Consider the following 21,866-nt stretch of genomic DNA (forward strand, 5'->3'; position numbering starts at 1 on the left):
TTCCCGGTCGCGGAATGCGATCTCGGTTATCAGGAGCGCCGTCACCGGTGCGAGAGGTCAGGCCTCGGTGATCTCGATCTGACGGAAGAGGTCGGCCTCGATCGCCGCACCCACCTCGTCGATGAGCGCCTCCGACACGGGCGAGTCGAGCGTGAGGATGCTGAGCGCCTGTGCGCCTGCGGCCGCACGAGCGATCTGCATGCCGGCGATGTTGATTCCCGCCTCGCCGAACTTCTGGCCGTAGACGGCCACGATGCCCGGACGGTCGGTGTAGAGCATGACGACGTGGTGCTTCTCGATCGGAAGCTCCACCGCGTGCTCGTTGATGCCGACGAGCTTCGCGATCTGCTTCGGACCCGTCAGCGTGCCGGAGACCGACAGCTGAGACCCGTCCGAGAGCGCACCGCGCAGCGTGATGACGTTGCGGAACTCTTCGCTGATGTCGTCCTGGACGAGACGCACGGCGATACCACGCTGCTCCGCCAGCAGAGGCGCGTTCACGTAGGAGACGCTCTCGCTGACGATGTTGGTGAAGAAGCCCTTGAGCGCGGCGAGCTTGAGCACGCTCACGTCGTAGTTGTTCAGCTCACCGTGCACCTCGACGTCGAGGCTGGTGAGCGGCGACTGTGCGAGGGCGGCGAAGATCTGACCGAGCTTCTCGACGAGCGGAATGCCCGGGCGCACGTAAGGGTCGATGATGCCACCCGCGACGTTCACGGCGTCGGGAACCAGGTCGCCACCGAGGGCGAGGCGGACGGAGCGGGCGACCGAGACACCGGCCTTCTCCTGCGCCTCTTCCGTGCTCGCTCCCAGGTGCGGCGTCACGACGACGTTCGGCAGCGACAGCAGCGCATGGGCGGTGCCACCTTCGACGGGAGGCTCCGAGGTGAAGACATCGAGTCCTGCGCCTGCGATCTCGCCGGAGACAAGCGCCTCGTGCAGCGATGCCTCGTCGATCAGGCCGCCGCGGGCGACGTTGACCACGAACGCGGTCGGCTTCATCGCCTTGAACTGCTCGGCACCGATCATTCCGGTGGTCTCGGGCGTCTTGGGCATGTGGATCGTGAGGAAGTCGGACTCGGTGACGAGTTCGTCCAGCGAGAGCAACTGCACGCCGAGCTGCTGCGCGCGGGCGCTCGTGACGTAGGGGTCATATGCCACGACGCGCATGTCGAAGGCCTGCAGACGCGCGGCGACGAGCGCGCCGATCCGGCCGAGGCCGACGATGCCGACCGTCTTCTCGAAGAGCTCTGCGCCCGTGAACGAGCTGCGCTTCCACTGGCCGGCGGCCAGCGAGCCGTGCGCTGCCGGGATGCGGCGAGCCAGGCTCAGGATGTGGCCGACGGTGAGTTCCGCCGCGGAGATGATGTTCGAGGTGGGCGCGTTGACGACCATCACACCGGCGGTCGTGGCCGCCTTGATGTCGACGTTGTCGAGCCCGACGCCGGCACGGGCGACGACCTTCAGCTGCGGTGCGTGGCTGAGGGCCTCCGCGTCGATCTGCGTCGCCGATCGGACGAGCACGGCGTCGGCTTCCGCCAGTGCGGCGAAGAGTGCTTCGCGGTCGGTGCCGTCGACGTTTCGGACGTCAAAATCGGGCCCCAGGGCATCGATCGTGGCAGGAGAGAGAACTTCAGCGATGAGCACAACAGGCTTCGGCACAGGGATTCCTTCGGGGCAGCGCGACATGGCGATTGGGCCGATGCGCCGCACACCATCGGGGGCGCGATCGGGATCAGTCTACCCGCGGCCGGATGCCGGCTTTGGCATGTGACAGCCACAGCTCGGCATCCGTGCGCGGATGACGAGGGACGTCAACCGAGCAGTGCGTCGAGGTTCAGGGAGGTGTATCCGACGACGTTCAGCCAGAAGACAGCCACGAGACCGAGACCTGCGAGCAGCACAAGCGACTGCTCCCCCGCGTTGCGCCGGCGCGTCAGGGCGACGCCGACCGCGAACACGAGCATCGGGAAGATGACAGCGAACAGCAGGGTGAACCAGCCCATCGCATTCAGCCCGAGGCCGGCCAGTCCGATCAGGTGAGCGACGGCGTTCCAGACCGCGTATGCGTAGAAGAGGCCTGTCGCTCCGAGCACGATCCAGGAAAGCCAGCGTGGCGTCCCCGTCGACGTCTGTGCGGTGTCGGTCATGATCCGAATGCTCCCATCAGGACGAACGGCCACGGCACGAGAAGAACTGCACCGGCCAGGAGCGCCAGCAGGCGGGCCCAGGATGCAGCGCCTCGCGTCAGCACCCAGGCCGCAATGAACCAGAGCGCGGGTGCGAGCACTGCCAGCCACATCCACGGAACGTACATCGCATCCGTGACGACGAAGCGGGCGAAGGCCTGCAGTCGCGCTCCGCCGATCGCCCAGCCGATCGAGTAGAGCAGATAGACACCGCCGACGACGCCGAGCGTGAGCAGCATCGCGGTGCTCATCCCGGCCGGATCGTTCGCCTCGACCGCCTCGTCTGCGACGACGACCGGCTCAGATGCGGATGCCTCCGTGAAAGCGGTCTGCGCCGCCGCATCCGCTCGGTCATTCGCCGGAGCCGAGCCACGTGGCTCCGGCCGCGCCGGACGCGCGTCGTCGCCCTCCCAGCGGAAGGCCTCATCGGGATCAGATGTCATAGTCCCAGCGTACCCACCCTGGTTTCCGCTCCCCCACTAGGATCGGGGAAGCACTCAGGGGGAAAGGAAAACCGTGACTGAGCAGCGCAAGAACAACGTATCCAGCGAGGCTGCAACCTCAGAGCCTCCCGCTAACTGGAAGCCGACCGCCGAGGCCAAGGCGAAGGCCACGCAGTTCCGCTGGATCGCCGCCGTCCTCTGGGCCGTCGCGATCATCGGCGAGGGCGTCGCCATCTTCTGGCTTCTGCGTCAGCGGGAGTTCGTCGGAGAAGACGGCCAGCTCGTCCGCGACCCCGACACCGGCCTGCTGCAGGAGCAGGGTGTCACCGCGACGTTCCCGCAGTGGGCGTTCATCGCGCTTCTCGTCGCGCTCGTCGTGATCGCCGCACTGTCGATTACCGGCTCCCTGCTCTGGAAGAAGGCCAACCGCCTCGATCCGGCCCGCAAGTCCGAGTCCACGCGCTTCTTCGTGCAGAATCAGCTCGGCGCGATCATCGCGATCGTCGCCTTCCTGCCCCTCATCATCCTGATCTTCCTGAACAAGGACATGGACAAAGGTCAGAAGACCACAGCGGGCATCATCGGCGTCGTCCTCGCCGCCGCCGCGGTCGTCATCGGCGTCGACTTCAACCCGCCCTCGGTCGAGCAGTACACCGCCGACCAGTCCACGGTCATCCAGCTCCTCGGCCAGGACGAGGTCGTCTGGGTCGACGGCGGTCAGGTGTATCACGTCTGCGAGACCGTCCCCGCGATTCAGACGGGCAGCGAGATCCGCACCGGCACGACGGCAGAGGCCATCGCCGCAGGCAAGATCCGCCTGACGTTGCAGTTCCCGTCCGAGCTGCGCGCCTGCGACCTCGCCGTCCCGGAGAACGCGGATGAGATCACCGCAGCTCTCAAGGAGATCCAGGCCGGCAACGTCGACACCCTGCTGCCTGCCCCTGTCTGGGCAGACCCCGCGGATGCGCCGATCGACGTTCCGGACGCCGCCGCGGAGCCCGCGACGAACTGAGACCGAACACAGAAGAACCGGCCCGGTGCGAACTGCACCGGGCCGGTTCTTTCTGTCTGCCGTCAGATCAGCGTGCGGCCGAGCCCTCGACGTAGTCCTCGTCGGTCTGCTTCCAGGCGAAGAGCGAGCGCAGCTCACGTCCGGTCGCCTCGATCGGGTGACCCTGCTCCTTCTCGCGAAGGGCGAGGAACTCCGGCGCACCGGCGTCCTGGTCCTCGATGAAGCGCTTGGCGAAGGCGCCGGTCTGGATGTCCGTGAGGACCTCCTTCATGCGCTCCTTGACACCGGCGTCGATGACGCGCGGGCCCGAGACGTAGTCACCGAACTCTGCCGTGTCGGAGATCGACCAGCGCTGCTTGGCGATGCCGCCCTCCCACATGAGGTCGACGATGAGCTTGAGCTCGTGCAGCACCTCGAAGTAGGCGATCTGCGGCTGGTAGCCCGCCTCGACGAGCGTCTCGAAGCCGGCCTGCACGAGGTGGCTCATGCCACCGCAGAGCACAGCCTGCTCGCCGAACAGGTCTGTCTCGGTCTCTTCGGTGAACGTGGTCTTGATGACGCCGGCGCGGGTGCCACCGACAGCCTTCGCGTACGACAGTGCCGTCGCCCAGGCGGTGCCGGATGCGTCACGCTCGACGGCGATGATGTCCGGGATACCGCGGCCGGCGACGAACTCGCGACGAACCGTGTGGCCCGGCGCCTTCGGGGCGACGAGGATCACGTCGACGCCCTCAGGCGCGTCGATGTAGCCGAAGCGGATGTTGAAGCCGTGCGCGAAGGCCAGCGTCTTGCCCGCGGTCAGCTTGTCCTTGATCGACTCGTTGAAGATCGTGCGCTGGTGCTGGTCCGGAGCCAGGATCATGATGAGGTCGGCCCACTCCGCAGCATCCGCCACGTTCTTGACCACGAAGCCCGCCTCTTCTGCCTTGGCGATCGACTTCGAGCCGTCCTTGAGCGCGATGACGACCTCGACGCCCGAGTCGCGCAGGTTCATGGCGTGGGCGTGGCCCTGCGAGCCGTAGCCCACAACGGCGACCTTCTTGCCCTGGATGATCGACAGATCGGCGTCTGCATCGTAGAAGATCTCGGTGCTCACTTGTGTTTCTCCTTGCTAGTGGTGTGGAAGTCTTTGAGGATTTCAGCCGCGCAGAACGCGCTCGGTGATGCTCTTGCCGCCGCGGCCGATCGCGAGCAGGCCCGACTGGGCGAGCTCCTTGATGCCGAAGGGCTCGAGCGCGCGCAGCAGCGCGTCGACCTTGCCCTGGTCGCCGGTGACCTCGATGACGAGGGCATCGGGTGCGTAGTCGACGACCGAGGCGCGGAACAGGTTCACGACCTCGAGCACGTTCGAGCGCGTCGCGTTGTCGGTGCGGACCTTGACCAGCATGTGCTGGCGCTGCACTGACGAGCTGGGCTCGAGCTCGACGATCTTGATGACGTTGACGAGCTTGTTGAGCTGCTTGGTCACCTGCTCGAGCGGCAGTTCATCGACATCGACGACGACCGTGATGCGGGACAGTCCCTGCACCTCGGTCACGCCGACGGCGAGGGATTCGATGTTGAAACCACGGCGGGCGAACAGCCCGGCGACGCGAGTGAGGAGGCCGGGGCGGTCTTCGACCAGCAGGCTCAGCACGTGAGACGGCATGACTTAGATCTCCTCATCGAACGAGGGCGAGTGATCGCGCGCGTACTGGACGTAGCTGTTGCTGACGCCCTGCGGAACCATGGGCCAGACCATCGAATCCGCACTCACCACGAAGTCGATCACGACGGGACGGTCGTTGGTCTCGAGGGCGAGCGTGATGGCCGCGTCGACCTCTTCTTCCTTCTCCACGCGAATCGCGAGGCAACCATAGGCTTCGGCGAGTTTCACGAAGTCGGGAATGCGGATCGTGTCATGGCCCGTGTTCAGGTCGGTGTTCGAGTAGCGACCGTCGTAGAAGAGGGTCTGCCACTGGCGCACCATGCCGAGCGACGAGTTGTTGATGATCGCGACCTTGATCGGGATGTTGTTGATCGCGCAGGTCGCGAGCTCCTGGTTGGTCATCTGGAAGCATCCGTCGCCGTCGATCGACCAGACCACGCGGTCGGGCTCGGCGACCTTGGCACCCATGGCCGCAGGGACCGAGTAGCCCATCGTGCCGGCGCCGCCGGAGTTCAGCCATGAGTTCGGACGCTCGTACTTGATGAACTGCGCGGCCCACATCTGATGCTGCCCCACGCCCGCAGCATAGATGCCCTCGGGTCCGGTGAGCTCGCCGATGCGCTGGATGACGTACTGAGGGGCCAGCAGGCCATCGGTCGTCGGTGCGTAGCCGAGCGGGAACTCCGCGCGCAGACCGTCGAGGTAGGACCACCACTCCTCGGTGTTGGGCTTTCCGCCGTCGATCGCGCCGCGGTATGCCGTGTCGAGGTCGATGAGCACGTCGCGCACATCGCCCACGATCGGCACATCCGCCGTGCGGATCTTCGAGATCTCCGCTGGGTCGATGTCGACGTGGATGACCTTGGCGTTGGGAGCGAACAGCGCCGCCTTGCCGGTCACCCGGTCATCGAACCGGGCGCCGAGGGAGACGAGGAGGTCAGCCTCCTGCAGAGCCAGCACTGCCGGAACGGTGCCATGCATGCCGGGCATGCCCAGGTGCTGCGGGTGCGAGTCCGGGAAAGCACCGCGCGCCATGAGCGTCGTGACCACGGGCGCGCCGGTCGACTCGGCGAGCTCGAGCAGCTCGGCCGAGGCGCGTCCGCGGATGACGCCGCCGCCGACGTACAGAACGGGCTTTTCCGCCGAGGCGAGCAGCGCCGCTGCCGCCTGGATCTGCTTGCCGTGCGCCTTGGTCACCGGACGGTAGCCCGGGAGGTCGATCTTCGGCGGCCAGATGAACGGCACCGTCTCCTGCTGCGCGTCCTTCGTGATGTCCACGAGCACGGGGCCGGGGCGACCCGTGCCGGCGATCTCGAATGCCGCCGCGATCGCGCCGGGAATCTCGGAGGCGTCCTTCACGAGGAAGGAGTGCTTCGTGATCGGCATGGTGATGCCCACGATGTCTGCCTCCTGGAAGGCGTCCGTTCCCATGAGCGTCGAGAACACCTGTCCGGTGATGGCCACCATCGGAACAGAGTCCATGTAGGCATCGGCGATCGCCGTGACGAGGTTCGTCGCACCGGGGCCGGAGGTCGCGATGCAGACGCCGATCTTGCCGGAGGCGGATGCGTAGCCCTCGGCGGCGTGACCTGCGCCCTGCTCGTGGCGAACGAGGATGTGACGAAGGTCGGAGGAGTCCATGAGCGGGTCATAGACCGGAAGGATCGCGCCGCCGGGGAGACCGAACACATCGGTCACACCGAGCAGCTCGAGCGAGCGGACAACGGCCTCAGCACCGGTGAGTTCTGGCGCGGAAGCGGGACGAGCTGGTGGCCGTGGAACGGCCGGAGCGGAATCAGGAGTCATGGGGAGATATTCCTTGCGATCTGTGATCTGACGACAACGCGGCGCTCACGAAGAGCGGAGCGGTGGAGTTACCCGGTCGTGGCGCCTTCAGCGGCGGAACGCACGAGTCGGGAGTACTTGGCAAGAACGCCACGGGTATAGCGCGGAGGAAGCGGCTCCCAGCCAGAGCGGCGGGAGCTCAGCTCGGCCTCGTCGATGAGTAGATCGAGAGAGCGAGCCGCGATATCGACCCGAATCAGATCACCATCGCGCACGAATGCAATGGGACCTGCGTCCACTGCTTCGGGTGCTATGTGGCCGATGCACAGGCCGGTTGTGCCGCCTGAGAATCGTCCGTCCGTCAAGAGTAGTACATCTTTTCCGAGCCCCGCGCCCTTGATGGCCGCGGTGATGGAGAGCATCTCGCGCATACCCGGACCGCCCTTGGGGCCTTCGTAGCGGATGATGATGACGTCGCCCTTGTTGATGGTGCCCTCGGTGAGCGCATCCATCGCTGCGCGCTCGCGCTCGAACACGCGGGCGGGACCCTCGAACACCTCTGCGTCGAAGCCAGCCGTCTTCACGACCGCGCCCTCGGGCGCCAGGGATCCCTTGAGGATCGTGATGCCGCCGGTGGCGTGGATCGGGTTGTCGAGCGTGCGGATGACCTCGCCGTCGAGCGGGTCCGGGTTGATCGCCGCGAGGTTCTCGGCGAGCGTCTTGCCGGTGACCGTCAGCACGTCTCCGTGCAGCAGGCCTGCCTCGAGCAGCGCGCGCATGAGAACCGGGATGCCGCCGTGACGGTCGACGTCGGCCATGACGTACTTGCCGAAGGGCTTCATGTCGGCCAGGTGCGGCACGCGGTCGCCGATGCGGTTGAAGTCGTCGAGCGTCAAGTCGACGTCGGCCTCGCGGGCGATCGCGAGCAGGTGCAGGACGACGTTGGTCGATCCGCCGAGCGCCATTGCGACCGTGACGGCGTTCTCGAACGCCTTCTTGGTGAGGATGTCGCGTGCGGTGATGCCGAGGCGCAGCATGTTGACGACGGCCTCGCCCGAGCGGTGCGCGTAGTAGTCACGGCGGCGGTCTGCCGAGGGCGGTGCCGCCGAGCCGGGAAGGCTCATACCGAGAGCCTCCGCCACAGACGCCATGGTGTTGGCGGTGTACATGCCGCCGCAGGCGCCCTCACCCGGGGCGATCGCGCACTCGATGCGCTTGAGGTCTTCCTCGCTCATCGTGCCGGCCTTGCAGGCGCCGACAGCCTCGAAGGAGTCGATGATCGTGACTTCCTTCTCGGTGCCGTCCGAGAGCTTGACCCAGCCCGGCGCGATGGAGCCGGCGTAGAGGAAGACAGCGGCGAGGTCGAGGCGAGCCGCAGCCATGAGCATGCCGGGGAGCGACTTGTCACAGCCTGCGAGCAGCACAGACCCATCGAGGCGCTCGGCCATCATGACGGTCTCGACAGAGTCGGCGATGACCTCACGCGAGACGAGCGAGAAGTGCATGCCCTCGTGGCCCATCGAGATGCCGTCGGAGACGGAGATGGTGCCGAACTGCAGCGGGTAGCCCCCACCGGAGTGCACGCCCTCCTTCGCGCCCTGCGCGAGACGGTCGAGGCTCAGGTTGCAGGGAGTGATCTCGTTCCAGCTCGACGCGATGCCGATCTGGGGCTTCTCCCAGTCCTCGTCGCCCATACCGACAGCGCGGAGCATTCCGCGGGAGGTCGTGGCTTCGATGCCGTCGGTGACGACACGACTGCGGGGCTTGATATCGATGGGCGCGCTTGCAGCAGGATCATGCGGGGACATGAACGAAGTCTATTGCGCCCTGGCCGCCCGCTCGTGCGCGATGACACTGAGGACCTGAGCGATCTGTTGTGGGCTGTCCACACGAAGGGTCGCGGCGGTCTCGCCCTCTCCGACACGGATGCCGAGATCGCCGGGTCCGAGAGCGCGAATCGCGTCTTCATCGGTGACGTCATCCCCCGCGAACAGGATCGCGGTCGGCTGATAGCGCGCGCGGAGCGTCGCGATCGCGGCGTCCTTGCCCTCGCTGCGAGAGGCGTACTCGAGGATGCGGTCTCCCTCGCGTCGGCGCCAGCCGTCCGTGTGTGCAGCGAGCGCGGCATCCACTGCCGCGAACGCCGCGCGCTCGGCGGCGAGCGAGGCACGCCGCCCATGAATGCCGACGCCGAACGTCTTGGGTTCGAAATGGACGTCGGGATGCTCCGTGAGGATGCTGCGCACGATGCGACCGATCTCCTCGCGGCGCTCGCGCTCCTCGACGGTCTCGATCGGGCCGCGCTCTCCTTCACCCGGATACCAGTACTGCGCACCGTGCGAGCCTGCAAGCACGATCTGCGAGTCGTCGGCATGTTCGGAGATCACGCGCAGGTCGCCGAGGCTGCGGCCCGACACGAACGCGACGATCGTGTCGGGAAGGACGGTGAGTGCACCGAGGGCGGCGGCCGCCTCGGGGATGGCGCGCGCCGCCATGGGCTCGGCCACGAGCTCGGAGACGGTTCCGTCGAAGTCGAGCGCGATGACGAGTCGCTCCGTGCGTGCGAGCGTGAGCAGCGCAGCATCCGGGTCCGCGGGATTCCAGGTGCGGGTCATTGAGAGCTGCTCACTGCGGCGAGCGCGTCGAGGAAAGACTTCGACCAGGCGTTGACGTCGTGTTCGATGACGCGCTTGCGCAGCGCCCGCATTCGACGCGACTGCTCGGCGCGGGGCATGTTCACGGCGACCATGATCGCTTCCTTCAGCCCCTCGATGTCGTGGGGGTTGACGCGCACGGCCGAGCGCAGCTCATCCGCAGCTCCGGTGAACTCACTGAGGACGAGCACTCCCCTGTTGTCGGCGCGGGTGGCGACGTATTCCTTCGCGACGAGGTTCATGCCGTCGCGGAGTGCGGTGACGAGCATGACGTCGGCCGCGAGGTACAGGGCGACCATCTCTTCACGCGGGAATCCCTGGTGCAGGTAGCGGATGGCGGAATGCCCGACGGTGTCGTTGTCGCCGTTGATGCGACTGACGAGCAGTTCGATCTCGTCGCGCAGGTGTACATAGGCGTCGACGCGCTCTCGGCTGGGGCTCGCGACCTGGATGAGCGTGGCATCGTCCACGGTGAGATCGCCCTGTGCGAGCAGTTCGCCGTACGCCTTGATGCGGTGACGGATGCCCTTGGTGTAGTCGAGGCGGTCGACGCCGAGCAGGATCCTCTTCGGGTTGCCGAGGCTTTCCCGGATCTCGGCCGCGCGGGCCTGGACGTCGGGTCGCGCGGCGAGCTCGAGGTAGGGCGTCGTGTCGATCGAGATCGGGAACGCCTTCACCAGGACCGAGCGGGCGGGCGCGTCGTTCTGCGGCACCGCGACCGTGGAGGCTTTCACGTCGTAGCGCAGGCGCCGCTTGACCGCCGCGGTGAAGCTCGCCGCGTCCTGCGCACGCTGGAAGCCGATCACGTCGGCTCCCAGCAGCCCGGAGAGCACTTGATCACGCCACGGAAGCTGCGCGTAGATGTGATGAGAGGGGAAGGGAATGTGGTGGAAGTAGCCGATCGTGACGTCCGGGCGTAGGGCGCGCAGCATCTCCGGAACCAGCTGCAGCTGATAGTCGTGCACCCACACCGTGCCCTGTGGAGCGACGGCCTTTGCTGCGGCACGGGCGAAGCGCTCGTTGACGGTGCGGTACGCCTCCCACCACTCACGGTGGAACTGCGGCGGCGCGATCACATCGTGGTAGAGCGGCCAGATCGTGTCGTTGGAGAAGCCCTCGTAGTACTCGGCCACCTCCTGCGCGCTCAGGGTGACCGGGATGAGGCGAATGTCGTTCGCAGTGAAGGGGGCAAGCTCGAGATCAGCCTGTCCAGCCCATCCGACCCATGCTCCGTCGACCCCGTGCATCACCGGTTCGAGCGCAGCCACCAGGCCACCGGGCGATGGCCGCCAGATGTCTTCCCCGTCGGGGCCCTGCACACGGTCAACGGGCAGACGGTTGGCTACGACGACGAACTCAGCGGCCATTTAGGCTCCTCACCTCGGCTGTTGTTTCACTTCAGGCTATCGAGGTGGCGCCGGTCGGGCGACTCAGGGTGTCATGCAACATGTGCGCGCGGGTGAGCGCGTACGAACCAGTTGACGATGCCTGCGACGAAGGCGATGCCGGCGGCGATCATCGGCAGCGTCAACGCAGCGGCGACGCCGTACTGCTCGGCGAGCGAGCCGGTCACGGCGGCGCCGAGCGACTGCCCCACGATGATCGCCGACCCCAGCATCGTCATCACCGTGGCCGAACGGCCCAGCGGACTGCGGGATGCTCCGAGGCTGTACTGCGTCACGAGCGTCGGTCCGATTCCGATGCCCATGATCGCCAGCACCATCGCCATCTGGCCGGTGGTCTCAACGGTGCCGAGCAGCAGCGCCCCGCCGAAGAGGATGCCGGCGAACGTGATCCAGCGCGCGCGAAGGGTGAAGCGCGCCGGGAGCCACGCGACGCCGAGCGCGAGCACCGCGGAACCCACGCCCATGACGCCGTACAGGAGCCCGGCCTGTTCGGGCTCGCCGCGGACGTCCATGAACGCGGTCAGCGACGTCAGCATGGTGCCGAAGAAGATCCCTACGCCGAAGATGCCCAGCACGACGATCAGCAGACCGGGGCGGAAGAGCTCCGCGACCGATGATGGTGCGCGCCCCTGCGCGTCCCGCTCGATCGAGACGTAGCTGGCGCTCGGGTGCAGCGCGAAGGCGCCCACGAAGAGCAGGGTGAGCGCGGCCGCGCCGACGAGCGGCGCCCAGGGGGCGAGGAAGGACGCCAGGATGCCCACGATGAACGGGCCGAAGACGAAGACGGTCTCGTCGGCCGCGGACTCGTAAGCCATGGTGCCGGAGAGCGTGCGCGCGCGCCGCTCCTGCGGCATCCGCTCGGTGATCATGGTGACGAGTCGCGAGCGCGACAGCGGCGACACCTGGGGCGCTGTCGCGCCGATGCCGAAGGCCGCCGCGAGAACAAGTGCATCGACGGCCGTCGAGTACACGACGAGGGTGAACACGATCAGCATGGTCGCGTTGGCGACGGCGAGGATGCTGAGCACGATGCGCTGGCCGAAACGGTCGGACGCGGCACCCAGGAACGGCCCGAAGCAGGCCGTGCCCACGCCGACGGCCGCGGAGGTGAGTCCGCCCAGCGTGAGGGAGTCACGCGACGAGACGACGACGGTCAGGACGCCGACGACCATCATCGCGAACGGAAGGCGCGCGACGAACGCGATGACGAAGTACGGCCACCCCGCGAGGCGCAGCAGGGTGGTCTCGGGAACGGATGCGGTTGATGTCATGGCTCTGCTCCTACGGAAGCGGGCTCGGGTGCCGCCGCTTTCCGTCAGGGGTGCTGACGGCCGGTAGATACACAACGGATCATGACGGTCCGGATGCTTCTGCATGGGCGCCTGGGCGCGCAGACCGTGACTTCCATGATAGCGCCGTCAGCTGGTCAGGTGCTGAAACACGGGCGATCGCCGTGCGGCGTCTGCTCTATCGTGTAACGCACCGCGATCCGCTTTCCGCCTCCGACGAAGGCCGCCGATGCTCATCTCCCCCGCTCCCCTGCCGCCGCGCTCGCAGCGTGTCTCCTCCGCCAAGCCGTCGCCGGTCCGCGACCTGCTGGCACTCACCCGCCGTCCCGAGGTCATCTCCTTCGCCGGTGGTCTTCCCGCCCCGGAGCTCTTCGATCTCGACGGCATCCGGGAGGCGTATGACGTCGTGCTCGGCCAGCCGTCCTCACTGCAGTACTCGATGTCCGAAGGCGACCCCGCGCTACGCGCCGAAGTCGCCGCGGGCTACACCATCGACGGGCTTCCGACGGAGGCATCCGACCTTCTCGTCACGACCGGCTCGCAGCAGGCCCTCGGCCTGCTGGCGACCGCGCTCCTGGACCCGGGCGACGTGATCTTCGTGGAAGACCCCTGCTACCTGGCTGCGCTGCAGACCTTCGCGCTGGCCGGCGCCCGCGCCATCGCTGTGCCGTTCGCCGAGGATCAGCTCGACTTCGACGCGCTCGAACGTCTGCTCGCCGTGCATACGCCGAAGTTCTTCTACACCGTCCCGACGTTCCAGAACCCGACCGGGCGCACGTACACGCCGGAATCACGTGCACGTCTCGCACAGCTTGCGATCCGCCACGGCTTCCGCATCATCGAGGACGAGCCGTATCGTCAGCTTCGCTACAGCGGCGATCCCGTCGCGTCCATGGCGACGCTCGCCCCGGACCATGTCATCTGTCTCGGCAGCTTTTCGAAGGTCATCGCCCCGGGGCTGCGCCTCGGGTGGGTGCGGACGACCCCCGACATCCACCCGGCCGTGGTGATCGCCAAGCAGGCAGCCGATCTGCACACCTCGACGATCGATCAGGGCGCCGCCGCGCACTACCTCGCGTCGGGCCGCGGGCGCACCGCACTCGGACACATCACACGGGCGTACGCCGCGCGACGCGACGCGATGCTCGACGGTCTCGCGGAGGCGCTTCCCGACGGCAGCACGTGGAACCAGCCTGACGGGGGGATGTTCGTGTGGGCGCGGCTTCCCGATGGGTACGACGCGACCCCCGCACTGACGCGCGCGCTTGATCACGATGTCGCTTTCGTGCCCGGAGCACCGTTCTTCGCGGAGTCTGCGGACGAACGCTCTCTGCGACTGTCCTTCACCACCTACGAGCCCGCGCGTATCCGGGAAGGGCTGCAGCGGCTGGGCGCGGCGCTTCAGGCCGGGTAGCGTAGGCCCATGCGCAACTACCTTTTCGGAAGCGGCCTCATCAGCGCGGTCACCAGCGGCGTCGCGCTGCTGCGCGGGTCGAAAGACACCCCGTTCACCTGGCGCGCCGTGCTCGCCTGGATCAGCTGGGGCATCTCCGTCGCGCTCGTCATCGGGGCGATCGTCGACATGCGACGCGAGCGTGAGAGCGAAGCCGTCGCGCGGATCGCGGAGAAGAAGCGCCGCTGATCCCCGTCAACGGGTGAGGATCAGCGCCTCACCCTGACCGCCGCCGCCGCAGAGACTGGCGACGGCGACCCCAGAGCCTCGCCGGGCGAGCTCATGCGCGAGGTGCACGACCAGACGGGTGCCGGATGCACCGATCGGGTGCCCCATCGCGATCCCCCCGCCGTGCACGTTCACGATCTCCGGTGAGAGTCCCAGCTCCTCCTGCGAGCGTGCGACCACAGCACCGAAGGCCTCGTTGATCTCGACGAGATCCAGGTCGGATGCGTCGATGCCCTGCTTGTCGAGCGCACGCCTGATCGCACGCGCGGGCTGCGCCTGCAGCGAGTTGTCGGGCCCCGCGGTCTGACCGTTTGCGCCGATCGTCGCGAGCACCGGCCACCCCTGCGCCACGGCGTGGGCGCGGGTCGTCACCACGACGGCCGCGGCGCCGTCGGAGATCTGCGAGGAGTTCCCGGCGGTGATCGATCCGCCATCGGCGAATGCGGCTCGAAGGCCTGCGAGCGTCTCCATCGTGGTCTCGGGACGGATGCCCTCATCCGTCGTCAGCAGAATCGGCTCGCCCCGCCTCTGCGGTACCGTCACGGGCACGATCTCCGCAGCGAAGACGTCGGCTTCGTGGGCAGCGGCCGCGCGCTGGTGCGAGCGCGCAGCGACCGCATCCTGAGCCTCGCGGGTGAGTCCGAACCGCTCGTTGTGGCGCTCGGTCGATGCACCCATGCTTTCGTTGTCGTAGGCGTCGGTGAGGCCGTCGTAGGCCATGTGGTCGAGCACCTCGACGCTGCCGTAGGTCCAGCCGTCGCGCGACCCCGGAAGCAGGTGCGGCGCGCGCGTCATCGACTCCATGCCGCCTGCGACGACGGTGGCAGCGTCACCGCAGCGGATCATCCTGGCTGCGTCGATGATCGCCGTGAGGCCAGACAGGCAGACCTTGTTGACCGAGTGCGCCGGGACGTCCCAGCCGATGCCTGCACCGATCGCGGCCTGGCGCGCGGCATTCTGCCCGGATCCTGCAGCCAGCACCTGACCGAGGATGACGGCGTCGACTGCGGCCGGGTCGATCGATGCCTGCTCCAACGCGCCACGGATGGCGAACGCCCCCAGCTGGGGCGCGGTGAACGATGCGAGCTGGCCCTTGAGTCGGCCCTGCGGAGTGCGCGCGGCGGCGACGATGACGATGTCGGTGTCAGTCATTGGATGCTCCTTCAGCGGCGCGCCGTCAGCGCGTCAGAGATGATCAGTGGCGGTTCGGTGGCGGCGACGACGTCGTCCACGCTCACCCCGGGTGCGGTCTCCACGAGTACCAGCCCATTGTCGGTCACGTCGATGACCGCGAGGTCGGTGATGATGCGATCGACCACGCCGCGCCCGGTGAGCGGCAGCGAACAGGCGTGCACGATCTTCGCGCTGCCGTCCTTCGCGACATGCTCCATGAGCACGATCACGCGGGCCGCGCCGTGCACGAGGTCCATCGCGCCGCCGGGGCCCTTCACCATCTTGCCGGGGATCATCCAGTTCGCGAGGTCTCCCCCGGCGGACACCTGCATGGCGCCCAGAATCGCCGCGTCGATCTTCCCGCCGCGGATCATGCCGAAGCTCAGCGCCGAGTCGAAGAAGGCAGCCCCGGGCAGTACCGTGACGGTCTCTTTCCCGGCGTTGATGAGGTCCGGGTCGACAGCATCTTCACGGGGATAGGGACCCACACCGAGGATGCCGTTCTCTGACTGGAGGACCACCGTGACATCGGCGGGCACGTAGTTGGGAACCAGCGTGGGAAGCCCGATGCCGAGGTTCACGTAGGAGCCGTCCTGCAGCTCCGCCGCCGCGCGGGCGGCCATCTCGTCTCGTGTCAGTGCCATGTCAGGATCCTTTCGCCGCGACGGTGCGGCGCTCGATGCGCTTGGGAGCGTCGGGGCCGACCTCGATGATGCGGTGCACATAGACGCCGGGGAGATGCACACAGTCCGGGTCGAGTTCACCGGGCTCGACGAGCCGCTCGACCTGCGCGATGCAGACCCGACCGGACATCGCCGCGAGGGGGTTGAAGTTGCGCGCGGCCTTGTTGAAGATCAGGTTGCCGTGCCGGTCTCCGAGCGCCGCGTGCACGAGCGCGAAGTCCGTGGTGATCGCTTCCTCGAGGACGAACTCCCGGGCCTCCCCCTCGACGGCGAAGGTGCGCACGTCCTTCGCCGGAGAGGCCACGGCGACGGAACCATCCGCGTTGTAGCGGCGCGGAAGCCCGCCCTCCGCTACCTGGGTCCCCACTCCGGTCTGCGTGTAGAACGCGGCGATCCCGGCGCCCCCGGCGCGCAGCTTCTCGGCGAGTGTCCCCTGCGGCGTGAGCTCGAGCTCCAGCTCTCCCGTGAGGAACTGCCGTTCGAACTCTCTGTTCTCCCCTACGTAGGACGACGTCATCTTCCGGATGCGCTGCGCTCCGAGCAGAACGCCGAGACCCCAGTCATCCACCCCACAGTTGTTGCTGACGATGCTGAGTTCCTTCGTGCCCTGCGCAAGCAGCGCCTCGATGAGCGCGATCGGATTGCCAGAGAGCCCGAAACCGCCGACAGCGAGGGATGCGCCATCAGGGATGTCAGCGACGGCATCCGCCGCGCTCTGCCACTGTTTGTCGATCACCCGTTGCTCCTTTGCCATCGTGACGCCTGTTCTCAGCATCGCCGTCCGGCGCATCGCACATGGAGCCATGTGTTGCCATGTGGACATTCACGGAACTATCGTCCACATTATGGAACGCCAGAACCGCGTCATTCCCGGTGCCCAGGCCATCGCACGCGCGGCACATCTGCTTCGTCTGGTCACCTCGAGCGGCACGAACGGCGCCGCGCTGCACGACCTGGCGCACACGGCGGGCCTCACCCGTTCGACGGCGCACCGCCTATTGAGCGCGCTGCGCGCCGAGGGCCTCGTCGACCGGGACGAGGAGAGCGCCAGGTGGATGCCAGGACCTGAACTCTTCCTTATGGGAACAGTGGCCGCGGCACGCTACGACGTCACCCCGCTCGCTCGAGACATCGTGCGCTCGCTCGCCGTCAAGACAGAAGAGAGCGCCTTCTTCTCCGTGCGCCGCGGCGACGAGACCGTCTGCCTGCTTCGCGAGGAGGGCGCGTTCCCCATCCGCTCCTTCGTGCTCAGCGAGGGTCTCCGGTTTCCGCTGGGCGTCGCCAGCGCCGGGATCGCGATCCTCGCCTTCCTGCCTGACCACGATGTGGATGCGTACCTCGACCGGCATCCTGAACTCAGCGAGCAGTGGGGCCGGCCCCATGGCGAGACCGCGCTGCGCACCCGGCTCGCAGAGACGAAGGAGCGCGGCTTCGCGATCAACCCGGGGCTCATCGTCGAAGGCAGCTGGGGCATCGGGGCCGCCGTCTTCGATCGCGCAGGCCGCCCGGACTGGGCGCTCAGCCTCACCGGGGTCGAGTTCCGCTTCGGCCCCGACCGGATGGCTCACCTCGGTCGCACGCTCCTCGCGCACGCACACGAGCTCTCCGCACGCATCGCGAATGCGCGACGTTGAAGCGGGCGACCCACGGGCCGCCCGCTTGCCTCAGCCCTGCACGTCGTCGAGAACCGCGCCGACAAACGCTGAGACATGCTCCTGCAGGCGCAGAATCCGCAGGTCGCGCGCCAGTTCGCGGTCGTACCCCTCGTAGGCGAGGGGCGGCAGCATCCGCACCGACCGGCAGCAGCCGAACTCCGCGCAGATGAGGGTGCCGACCGTGTCTCCCTTGCGCCCCGCGGCCCCCGCCTTGCGTGCCGCGTACAACTGCACGTCGTTGCGGAGCGTGACATCCTCGCACCAGGAGCACAGCGCTCGTGCGAGCACCCGCTGCTCGGCTCGCTGCAGGATCACCCCGGTCAGAACGTCGTCGCGCCACACCACCACGTAGGCGCGGCGCGGCAGCTTGGGATCCACCCAGCCGAGGAAGTCGAGACGTTCGAAATCGATGTCCGCGAAGTTCACGGGCAGCTGAAGATCTGTGGTCTCTTTGCGGGTGGCGTTGCGGAAGGATGCGCGAATGGCGCGCTCGTCGATGGGACGCATGAGTGAAAGTGCTTTCCGAATGGCCGCGATCGCGGCGAGTCAATGAGAGAGGTGGCGTCTCGCGCAGATGCGAGGCCGGGCAGGCGAGATCGCCGGCGACGGGAGTTCCGCCTCCGGCTCATGGTCAGCCTCTGCCCGCGGCGCTGTAAGCGCCCGCGACTCCGCTCCGCGCCCCGAAGGCGCTCATCAACGACAGCATGGGCTGATCGTATCGCGCATCGCTGCGTGCGCGAGGAGTTCGCGCGTCTAGAAAGCGAAAAAGCCCCGAAATCTGGCGAGAGATTTCGAGGCTGATCCGTGCACCCCCAGGGACTTGAACCCTGAACCCACTGATTAAGAGTCAGTTGCTCTGCCGATTGAGCTAGAGGTGCGTGGCCCGGTGTTCCCCGGCCGAGAAACAACGTTACCAGCAGATTCTCACGACGCGAAATCGAGGTGTTCATCGGCGAGCCGTCTATCCTGAAGGGGTGACTTCCTCCCCCGACACCACCGTTCTTCGGGGTGACCTCGACCTCGCGCTGCGGCTCGCTGGCGCGGCGGACGCGCAGTCCCTCCCCCGCTTCGATTCGGCCGATCTGGACGTCTCGCTCAAGGCAGATCGCTCACATGTGACGGATGCCGACCTTGCCACGGAACGTGCGATTCGCTCGCTCCTGGCGACCGAGCGTCCCACTGACGGGATCTTCGGCGAGGAGTACGGCAGTGAGGGAGACACCCACAGACAGTGGATCATCGACCCGATCGACGGCACCGCGAACTTCCTCCGCGGCGTCCCGTTGTGGGGAACGATGATCGCGCTCGCGGTCGACGGCACTCCAATTCTCGGTGTCGTCAGCATGCCCGCGCTGGGCCGCCGCTGGTGGGGGCTCGTCGGCGAAGGAGCCTGGACGAACGCCGATGCGACGCCGCGCAGCATCCGGGTGTCTAATGTCTCGACATTGGATGAGGCCAGTGCCAGCTTCCAGAGCATCGCACAGTGGGACGAAGCCGGGCGTCTTCCCGCGCTCGTCGCGCTGAGCCGCCGTGTCTGGCGTGACCGCGCCTACGGCGACGTCTACTCGTACATGATGCTCGCCGAAGGCCGTCTCGAGATGGTCGCCGAGTTCGACGTCAAGGAGTACGACATCGCCGCGGCAACGGCCATTGTGAACGCGGCCGGTGGCCGAATGACGTCCTTCGACGGTGATGAGACGATCTCAGCGCTCTCGACACTTGCCACCAACGGGGTGCTCCATCAGGACTTCCTCGATCTGCTCCATTCGCCCCCTCCCACCACGGACTGATTCTCTATGCCCAGTCGCTCGATCTCTCGACCACTGCTCGCGATCGCGGCAGCCGGAATGCTCGCGGTTGTCACGGCGTGCGCTCCGTCTCCGGCGGCTCCTGAGAAACCGGATGCTTCGCCCGCGCCCGTCGGCACGCCCAGCGAGGCACCGGTGACGCCCGCTCCGGAAACTCCCACGGCCGCGCCGACGTGCGAGACCCTCATCTCGCCGACCACCGTGGACGCGTTGACCGCCGAGGGCTGGACCGTGGAGAAGCGCGAGTTCACGATCGCCGGCGAGGTCATCGCCGATGGCATGCAGTGCTTCTGGGCCGACTTCGCCGTCGCCTCCGATCACGGGCAACTTTACGGCTGGGCTCCGATCTCGACCGAGCGCGCGAAGACGGCGATCGACACGCTCATCGCTGAGGGCTGGTTGCGCGAAGACAGCGACCGCGGTGTGTACATCACGGTCGATCCGAAATTCGCATTCGCCACGGATGAAGAGGGGTACGGAATGACCTACCTCTTCGGTGATGGCTGGGTCACGCTCTCTGACACCAAACAGGGACTTGTGCTGATCGAGGCTCCGCAGCAGTAGACCCGAGGTCGGTCATTCTGGCCGCTCGTCGCGCTCTTGGCCCTCGCCCTTGGCGGAGGTCTCGTCTTGGTCTTCGTCAAGCCGCTCCGGTGCGCCGCCGGAGGCCGTGTCAGCCTCTTCGTTCTCGCCGGGTGTCCCCTGCGTGTTCTGCGGATCACTCATGATGCAACTCCTCTTCTTCCTCGGAGCGATGCTCTACACCGCGTGCAGATGCTTGTGCTCCTCGTGGACGTAGAAACGACGGATGTCCTCCAGGACATCGAAGACGGTCTGGTAGCACCCCGCGAGCGGCAGGTCGCGCAACCACACCACATCGACAACGCCGTCCTCGACTCGGTAGACGCATGCCACCGTCCCGCGGAGATCGTTCGGACCGTAGCGGTGATCCACGATGAGCCACTCATCGTCTGTGACCTGTCTCGATTCGAACCGCGGGTCTATCACTCTGTCCATGTTGTCTTCCCTCCGCCTGTGGCTCCCACCCTGCGCTCCGGACGGAAGTCCCACTACTCCCTTGACGGGAGTGGTCCGAATGTCTATAGATGGTCTTCGAGTCTGGCTCCGTGCTACTCCGCTTCAATGCTGCTCAGGTGATGCGGCGCACCGACAGGCTTGGACTCGCTTGACCCACGTTGGCGCAGATAGATGCTGAAGACCACCATCGCGCCCACCGCGAGGAACTCCGATTGCCAGTTCTGCAGTGTGCGATTCCAGAAGTCTGGCGAGGCGACGTACTCAACCCACGTGACCGGCGATACCCCGTGTTGCGCGTTCTCCTCGTTGGCGACGACCTGCCCCGCCACAGACTGCGCGAACCAGGAGAAGAAGAAGATCCCGGTCATCAGCAGAAGCAGCGAGTTCGAGTACAGCCAGAGACGAACGCCGCGGGATCGTGCCCATTCCGGCGAATCACGACGGGCATGCGCGCCGACGAGTTGCTCCTTGTCGCTGCCGACTCCTTCATTCCCCGGCTTCTTGGACTCCGGAGAACCACGCTGAATCAGCCAGACCGTGCCAAGGATGAAAAGCGTGAACTGGAGGAACTCTGACTGCCAGTTCTCCGCGACATCCACAAGAAAATCTGAGGACGTGACGAAATCCAGGTAGCCCACCGGTGATTGATCGTGCTGCAACCGCTCTTCGTTCATCGCGGCGAGCCCGGCAAGGGACTGCCCGACCAGGGCGGCGGCAAATGCCAGGAAGAAGGCAAGGCTCAGACCGTTGTCGCGCAACACCCGACGCACGGCGCTCATCTCCCTGCCAGAGGCAGAAGGATCATCGCCGCAAGCCCTGCCGCGATGACTGTGAGCCACACCCAGAAGACCACGCGAACTGGCCTGAGATCTGCATCCATCACACGTCCTCCCCGATCCTCATCGATTCGCCTCGATGAGGAGAGTGGATCGCGTCGGAGACGCGCGGACGAGCCCCTTGACTTCCGTGTCAGCCGTTCGATACCACCGTGCCGTCAGACAGCTGAACACCACCAGTGGCGTTGACCGTGTCGGTCAGCGCCTTGATCCATTCGGGGTCGAGGACAGGCCCGACCGGCTCGTCAAAGACGAAGCGGAGCGGGATGGCGGGGCTGAGCAGGATCGTCGAGCGGCCGGGCGCATCCTCCGCAGCGTGCTGCCAGGTGAGCGTGAAACTCTCCCGGCGCCTCAGCTTGGCGACGATCACGATCTTGAGGTGCGCGAGCACAACATCATCGATCCTGATGGGCGTCCGGGAATCGTCGTAGAAGAGCTGTCCCATAGGCCGAGACTAGCCCTATCGCTCCGCAGACGGGGAGCGATTATCGAGAGCCTGTCTGGACTTGTCAACGGGGGCCGGCTACCGCCGACCTCCGGGCAGACTTGTGCCCCGCCAACGAAGG

The 21,866-nt window shown here is 66.8% G+C and carries 24 protein-coding genes and 1 tRNA gene; 6 read left to right on the forward strand and 19 right to left on the reverse strand.

Features of this window, described 5'->3' with window-relative positions:
- Positions 1-57: 57 nt before the first annotated feature.
- From serA to JOD62_RS01280, 3 genes are all read right to left on the reverse strand, one after another.
- Positions 58-1,662 carry a phosphoglycerate dehydrogenase gene (serA, locus tag JOD62_RS01270; protein ID WP_204937532.1) on the reverse strand — a complete coding sequence of 535 codons (1,605 nt, stop codon included), beginning with the start codon at positions 1,660-1,662 and terminating at the stop codon, positions 58-60.
- Between the two features lie 152 nt (positions 1,663-1,814).
- Positions 1,815-2,150 (reverse strand): hypothetical protein, encoded by a 336-nt coding sequence (locus JOD62_RS01275; protein ID WP_204937533.1) that lies wholly within the window; start codon positions 2,148-2,150, stop codon positions 1,815-1,817.
- Positions 2,147-2,632 carry a hypothetical protein gene (locus tag JOD62_RS01280; RefSeq protein WP_204937534.1) on the reverse strand — a complete coding sequence of 162 codons (486 nt, stop codon included), beginning with the start codon at positions 2,630-2,632 and terminating at the stop codon, positions 2,147-2,149. Before JOD62_RS01280 ends, JOD62_RS01275 begins: the two co-directional genes overlap by 4 nt.
- A 73-nt stretch (positions 2,633-2,705) precedes the next feature.
- Here JOD62_RS01280 and JOD62_RS01285 point away from each other — a divergent pair, with 73 nt between their 5' ends.
- Positions 2,706-3,644 (forward strand): hypothetical protein, encoded by a 939-nt coding sequence (locus tag JOD62_RS01285; protein WP_204937535.1) that lies wholly within the window; start codon positions 2,706-2,708, stop codon positions 3,642-3,644.
- Between the two features lie 67 nt (positions 3,645-3,711).
- Here the strand turns inward: JOD62_RS01285 and ilvC are convergent, their stop codons facing one another.
- The 7 genes from ilvC to JOD62_RS01320 form a co-directional block, all read right to left on the reverse strand.
- Positions 3,712-4,740 carry a ketol-acid reductoisomerase gene (ilvC, locus tag JOD62_RS01290; protein WP_204937536.1) on the reverse strand — a complete coding sequence of 343 codons (1,029 nt, stop codon included), beginning with the start codon at positions 4,738-4,740 and terminating at the stop codon, positions 3,712-3,714.
- 42 nt (positions 4,741-4,782) lie between these two features.
- Entirely contained in the window at positions 4,783-5,292 is a 510-nt protein-coding gene (gene ilvN / locus JOD62_RS01295; protein WP_204937537.1) for an acetolactate synthase small subunit, read from the reverse strand.
- Between the two features lie 3 nt (positions 5,293-5,295).
- A complete protein-coding gene (locus tag JOD62_RS01300) occupies positions 5,296-7,098 on the reverse strand; it encodes an acetolactate synthase large subunit (RefSeq protein ID WP_204937538.1) in 1,803 nt (600 codons plus the stop codon).
- Positions 7,099-7,166: 68 nt separating this feature from the next.
- Complete coding sequence (ilvD, locus tag JOD62_RS01305; RefSeq protein WP_204937539.1) at positions 7,167-8,885, reverse strand: dihydroxy-acid dehydratase; 1,719 nt, start codon at positions 8,883-8,885, stop codon at positions 7,167-7,169.
- A 9-nt stretch (positions 8,886-8,894) separates the two neighbouring features.
- The gene (otsB, locus tag JOD62_RS01310; RefSeq protein WP_204937540.1) at positions 8,895-9,692 is read right to left on the reverse strand and encodes a trehalose-phosphatase; all 798 of its coding nucleotides are present in this window, start codon (positions 9,690-9,692) and stop codon (positions 8,895-8,897) included.
- A complete protein-coding gene (locus tag JOD62_RS01315; protein WP_204937541.1) occupies positions 9,689-11,098 on the reverse strand; it encodes an alpha,alpha-trehalose-phosphate synthase (UDP-forming) in 1,410 nt (469 codons plus the stop codon). The genes otsB and JOD62_RS01315 overlap by 4 nt, the downstream gene beginning before the upstream one ends.
- Positions 11,099-11,169: 71 nt before the next feature.
- On the reverse strand, positions 11,170-12,408 hold the full coding sequence (locus JOD62_RS01320; protein ID WP_204937542.1) for an MFS transporter: 1,239 nt from the start codon (positions 12,406-12,408) through the stop codon (positions 11,170-11,172).
- A gap of 247 nt (positions 12,409-12,655) precedes the next feature.
- Between JOD62_RS01320 and JOD62_RS01325 the strand changes: the two genes are divergently transcribed.
- Together JOD62_RS01325 and JOD62_RS01330 are read left to right on the forward strand one after the other, a co-directional pair.
- A complete protein-coding gene (locus tag JOD62_RS01325) occupies positions 12,656-13,840 on the forward strand; it encodes an aminotransferase-like domain-containing protein (RefSeq protein WP_204937543.1) in 1,185 nt (394 codons plus the stop codon).
- A gap of 9 nt (positions 13,841-13,849) precedes the next feature.
- Entirely contained in the window at positions 13,850-14,068 is a 219-nt protein-coding gene (locus JOD62_RS01330) for a hypothetical protein (RefSeq protein WP_204937544.1), read from the forward strand.
- A gap of 6 nt (positions 14,069-14,074) precedes the next feature.
- Here JOD62_RS01330 and JOD62_RS01335 read toward each other — a convergent pair whose 3' ends face one another.
- The 3 genes from JOD62_RS01335 to JOD62_RS01345 are packed head-to-tail and all read right to left on the reverse strand — an operon-like array spanning position 14,075 to position 16,699.
- Positions 14,075-15,259 carry an acetyl-CoA C-acetyltransferase gene (locus JOD62_RS01335; RefSeq protein ID WP_204937545.1) on the reverse strand — a complete coding sequence of 395 codons (1,185 nt, stop codon included), beginning with the start codon at positions 15,257-15,259 and terminating at the stop codon, positions 14,075-14,077.
- Positions 15,260-15,270: 11 nt separating this feature from the next.
- Positions 15,271-15,924, reverse strand: a complete 654-nt coding sequence (locus JOD62_RS01340) for a CoA transferase subunit B (RefSeq protein ID WP_204937546.1) — start codon at positions 15,922-15,924, stop codon at positions 15,271-15,273.
- Position 15,925: 1 nt separating this feature from the next.
- Positions 15,926-16,699, reverse strand: a complete 774-nt coding sequence (locus tag JOD62_RS01345; protein WP_204937547.1) for a CoA transferase subunit A — start codon at positions 16,697-16,699, stop codon at positions 15,926-15,928.
- A gap of 109 nt (positions 16,700-16,808) precedes the next feature.
- On the opposite strand from JOD62_RS01345, the gene JOD62_RS01350 reads away from it, so the two are divergent.
- Positions 16,809-17,597 (forward strand): IclR family transcriptional regulator, encoded by a 789-nt coding sequence (locus JOD62_RS01350; protein WP_204937548.1) that lies wholly within the window; start codon positions 16,809-16,811, stop codon positions 17,595-17,597.
- 30 nt (positions 17,598-17,627) lie between these two features.
- On the opposite strand, the gene JOD62_RS01355 is transcribed toward JOD62_RS01350, so the two are convergent.
- Together JOD62_RS01355 and JOD62_RS01360 are read right to left on the reverse strand one after the other, a co-directional pair.
- Positions 17,628-18,125, reverse strand: a complete 498-nt coding sequence (locus JOD62_RS01355) for an FBP domain-containing protein (RefSeq protein ID WP_204937549.1) — start codon at positions 18,123-18,125, stop codon at positions 17,628-17,630.
- Between the two features lie 298 nt (positions 18,126-18,423).
- A tRNA-Lys gene (locus tag JOD62_RS01360) sits at positions 18,424-18,496 on the reverse strand.
- Between the two features lie 96 nt (positions 18,497-18,592).
- Here JOD62_RS01360 and JOD62_RS01365 point away from each other — a divergent pair.
- Entirely contained in the window at positions 18,593-19,408 is an 816-nt protein-coding gene (locus JOD62_RS01365) for an inositol monophosphatase family protein (protein ID WP_204937550.1), read from the forward strand.
- Between the two features lie 6 nt (positions 19,409-19,414).
- Positions 19,415-19,990: a hypothetical protein gene (locus tag JOD62_RS01370; RefSeq protein ID WP_204937551.1), complete on the forward strand. Its 576-nt coding sequence runs from the start codon at positions 19,415-19,417 to the stop codon at positions 19,988-19,990.
- Between the two features lie 12 nt (positions 19,991-20,002).
- Here the strand turns inward: JOD62_RS01370 and JOD62_RS01375 are convergent, their stop codons facing one another.
- From JOD62_RS01375 to JOD62_RS01390, 4 genes are all read right to left on the reverse strand, one after another.
- Positions 20,003-20,152, reverse strand: coding sequence for a hypothetical protein (locus JOD62_RS01375; protein WP_204937552.1), 150 nt, complete (start codon positions 20,150-20,152; stop codon positions 20,003-20,005).
- A gap of 33 nt (positions 20,153-20,185) precedes the next feature.
- Positions 20,186-20,443, reverse strand: a complete 258-nt coding sequence (locus tag JOD62_RS01380) for a hypothetical protein (protein WP_204937553.1) — start codon at positions 20,441-20,443, stop codon at positions 20,186-20,188.
- Between the two features lie 113 nt (positions 20,444-20,556).
- Positions 20,557-21,243: a DUF6766 family protein gene (locus JOD62_RS01385; protein WP_204937554.1), complete on the reverse strand. Its 687-nt coding sequence runs from the start codon at positions 21,241-21,243 to the stop codon at positions 20,557-20,559.
- Between the two features lie 190 nt (positions 21,244-21,433).
- Positions 21,434-21,745, reverse strand: a complete 312-nt coding sequence (locus JOD62_RS01390) for a DUF7882 family protein (protein ID WP_204937555.1) — start codon at positions 21,743-21,745, stop codon at positions 21,434-21,436.
- Positions 21,746-21,866: the final 121 nt, after the last annotated feature.

The organism is Microbacterium keratanolyticum (assembly GCF_016907255.1).
Taxonomy (GTDB): Bacteria; Actinomycetota; Actinomycetes; order Actinomycetales; family Microbacteriaceae; genus Microbacterium; species Microbacterium keratanolyticum.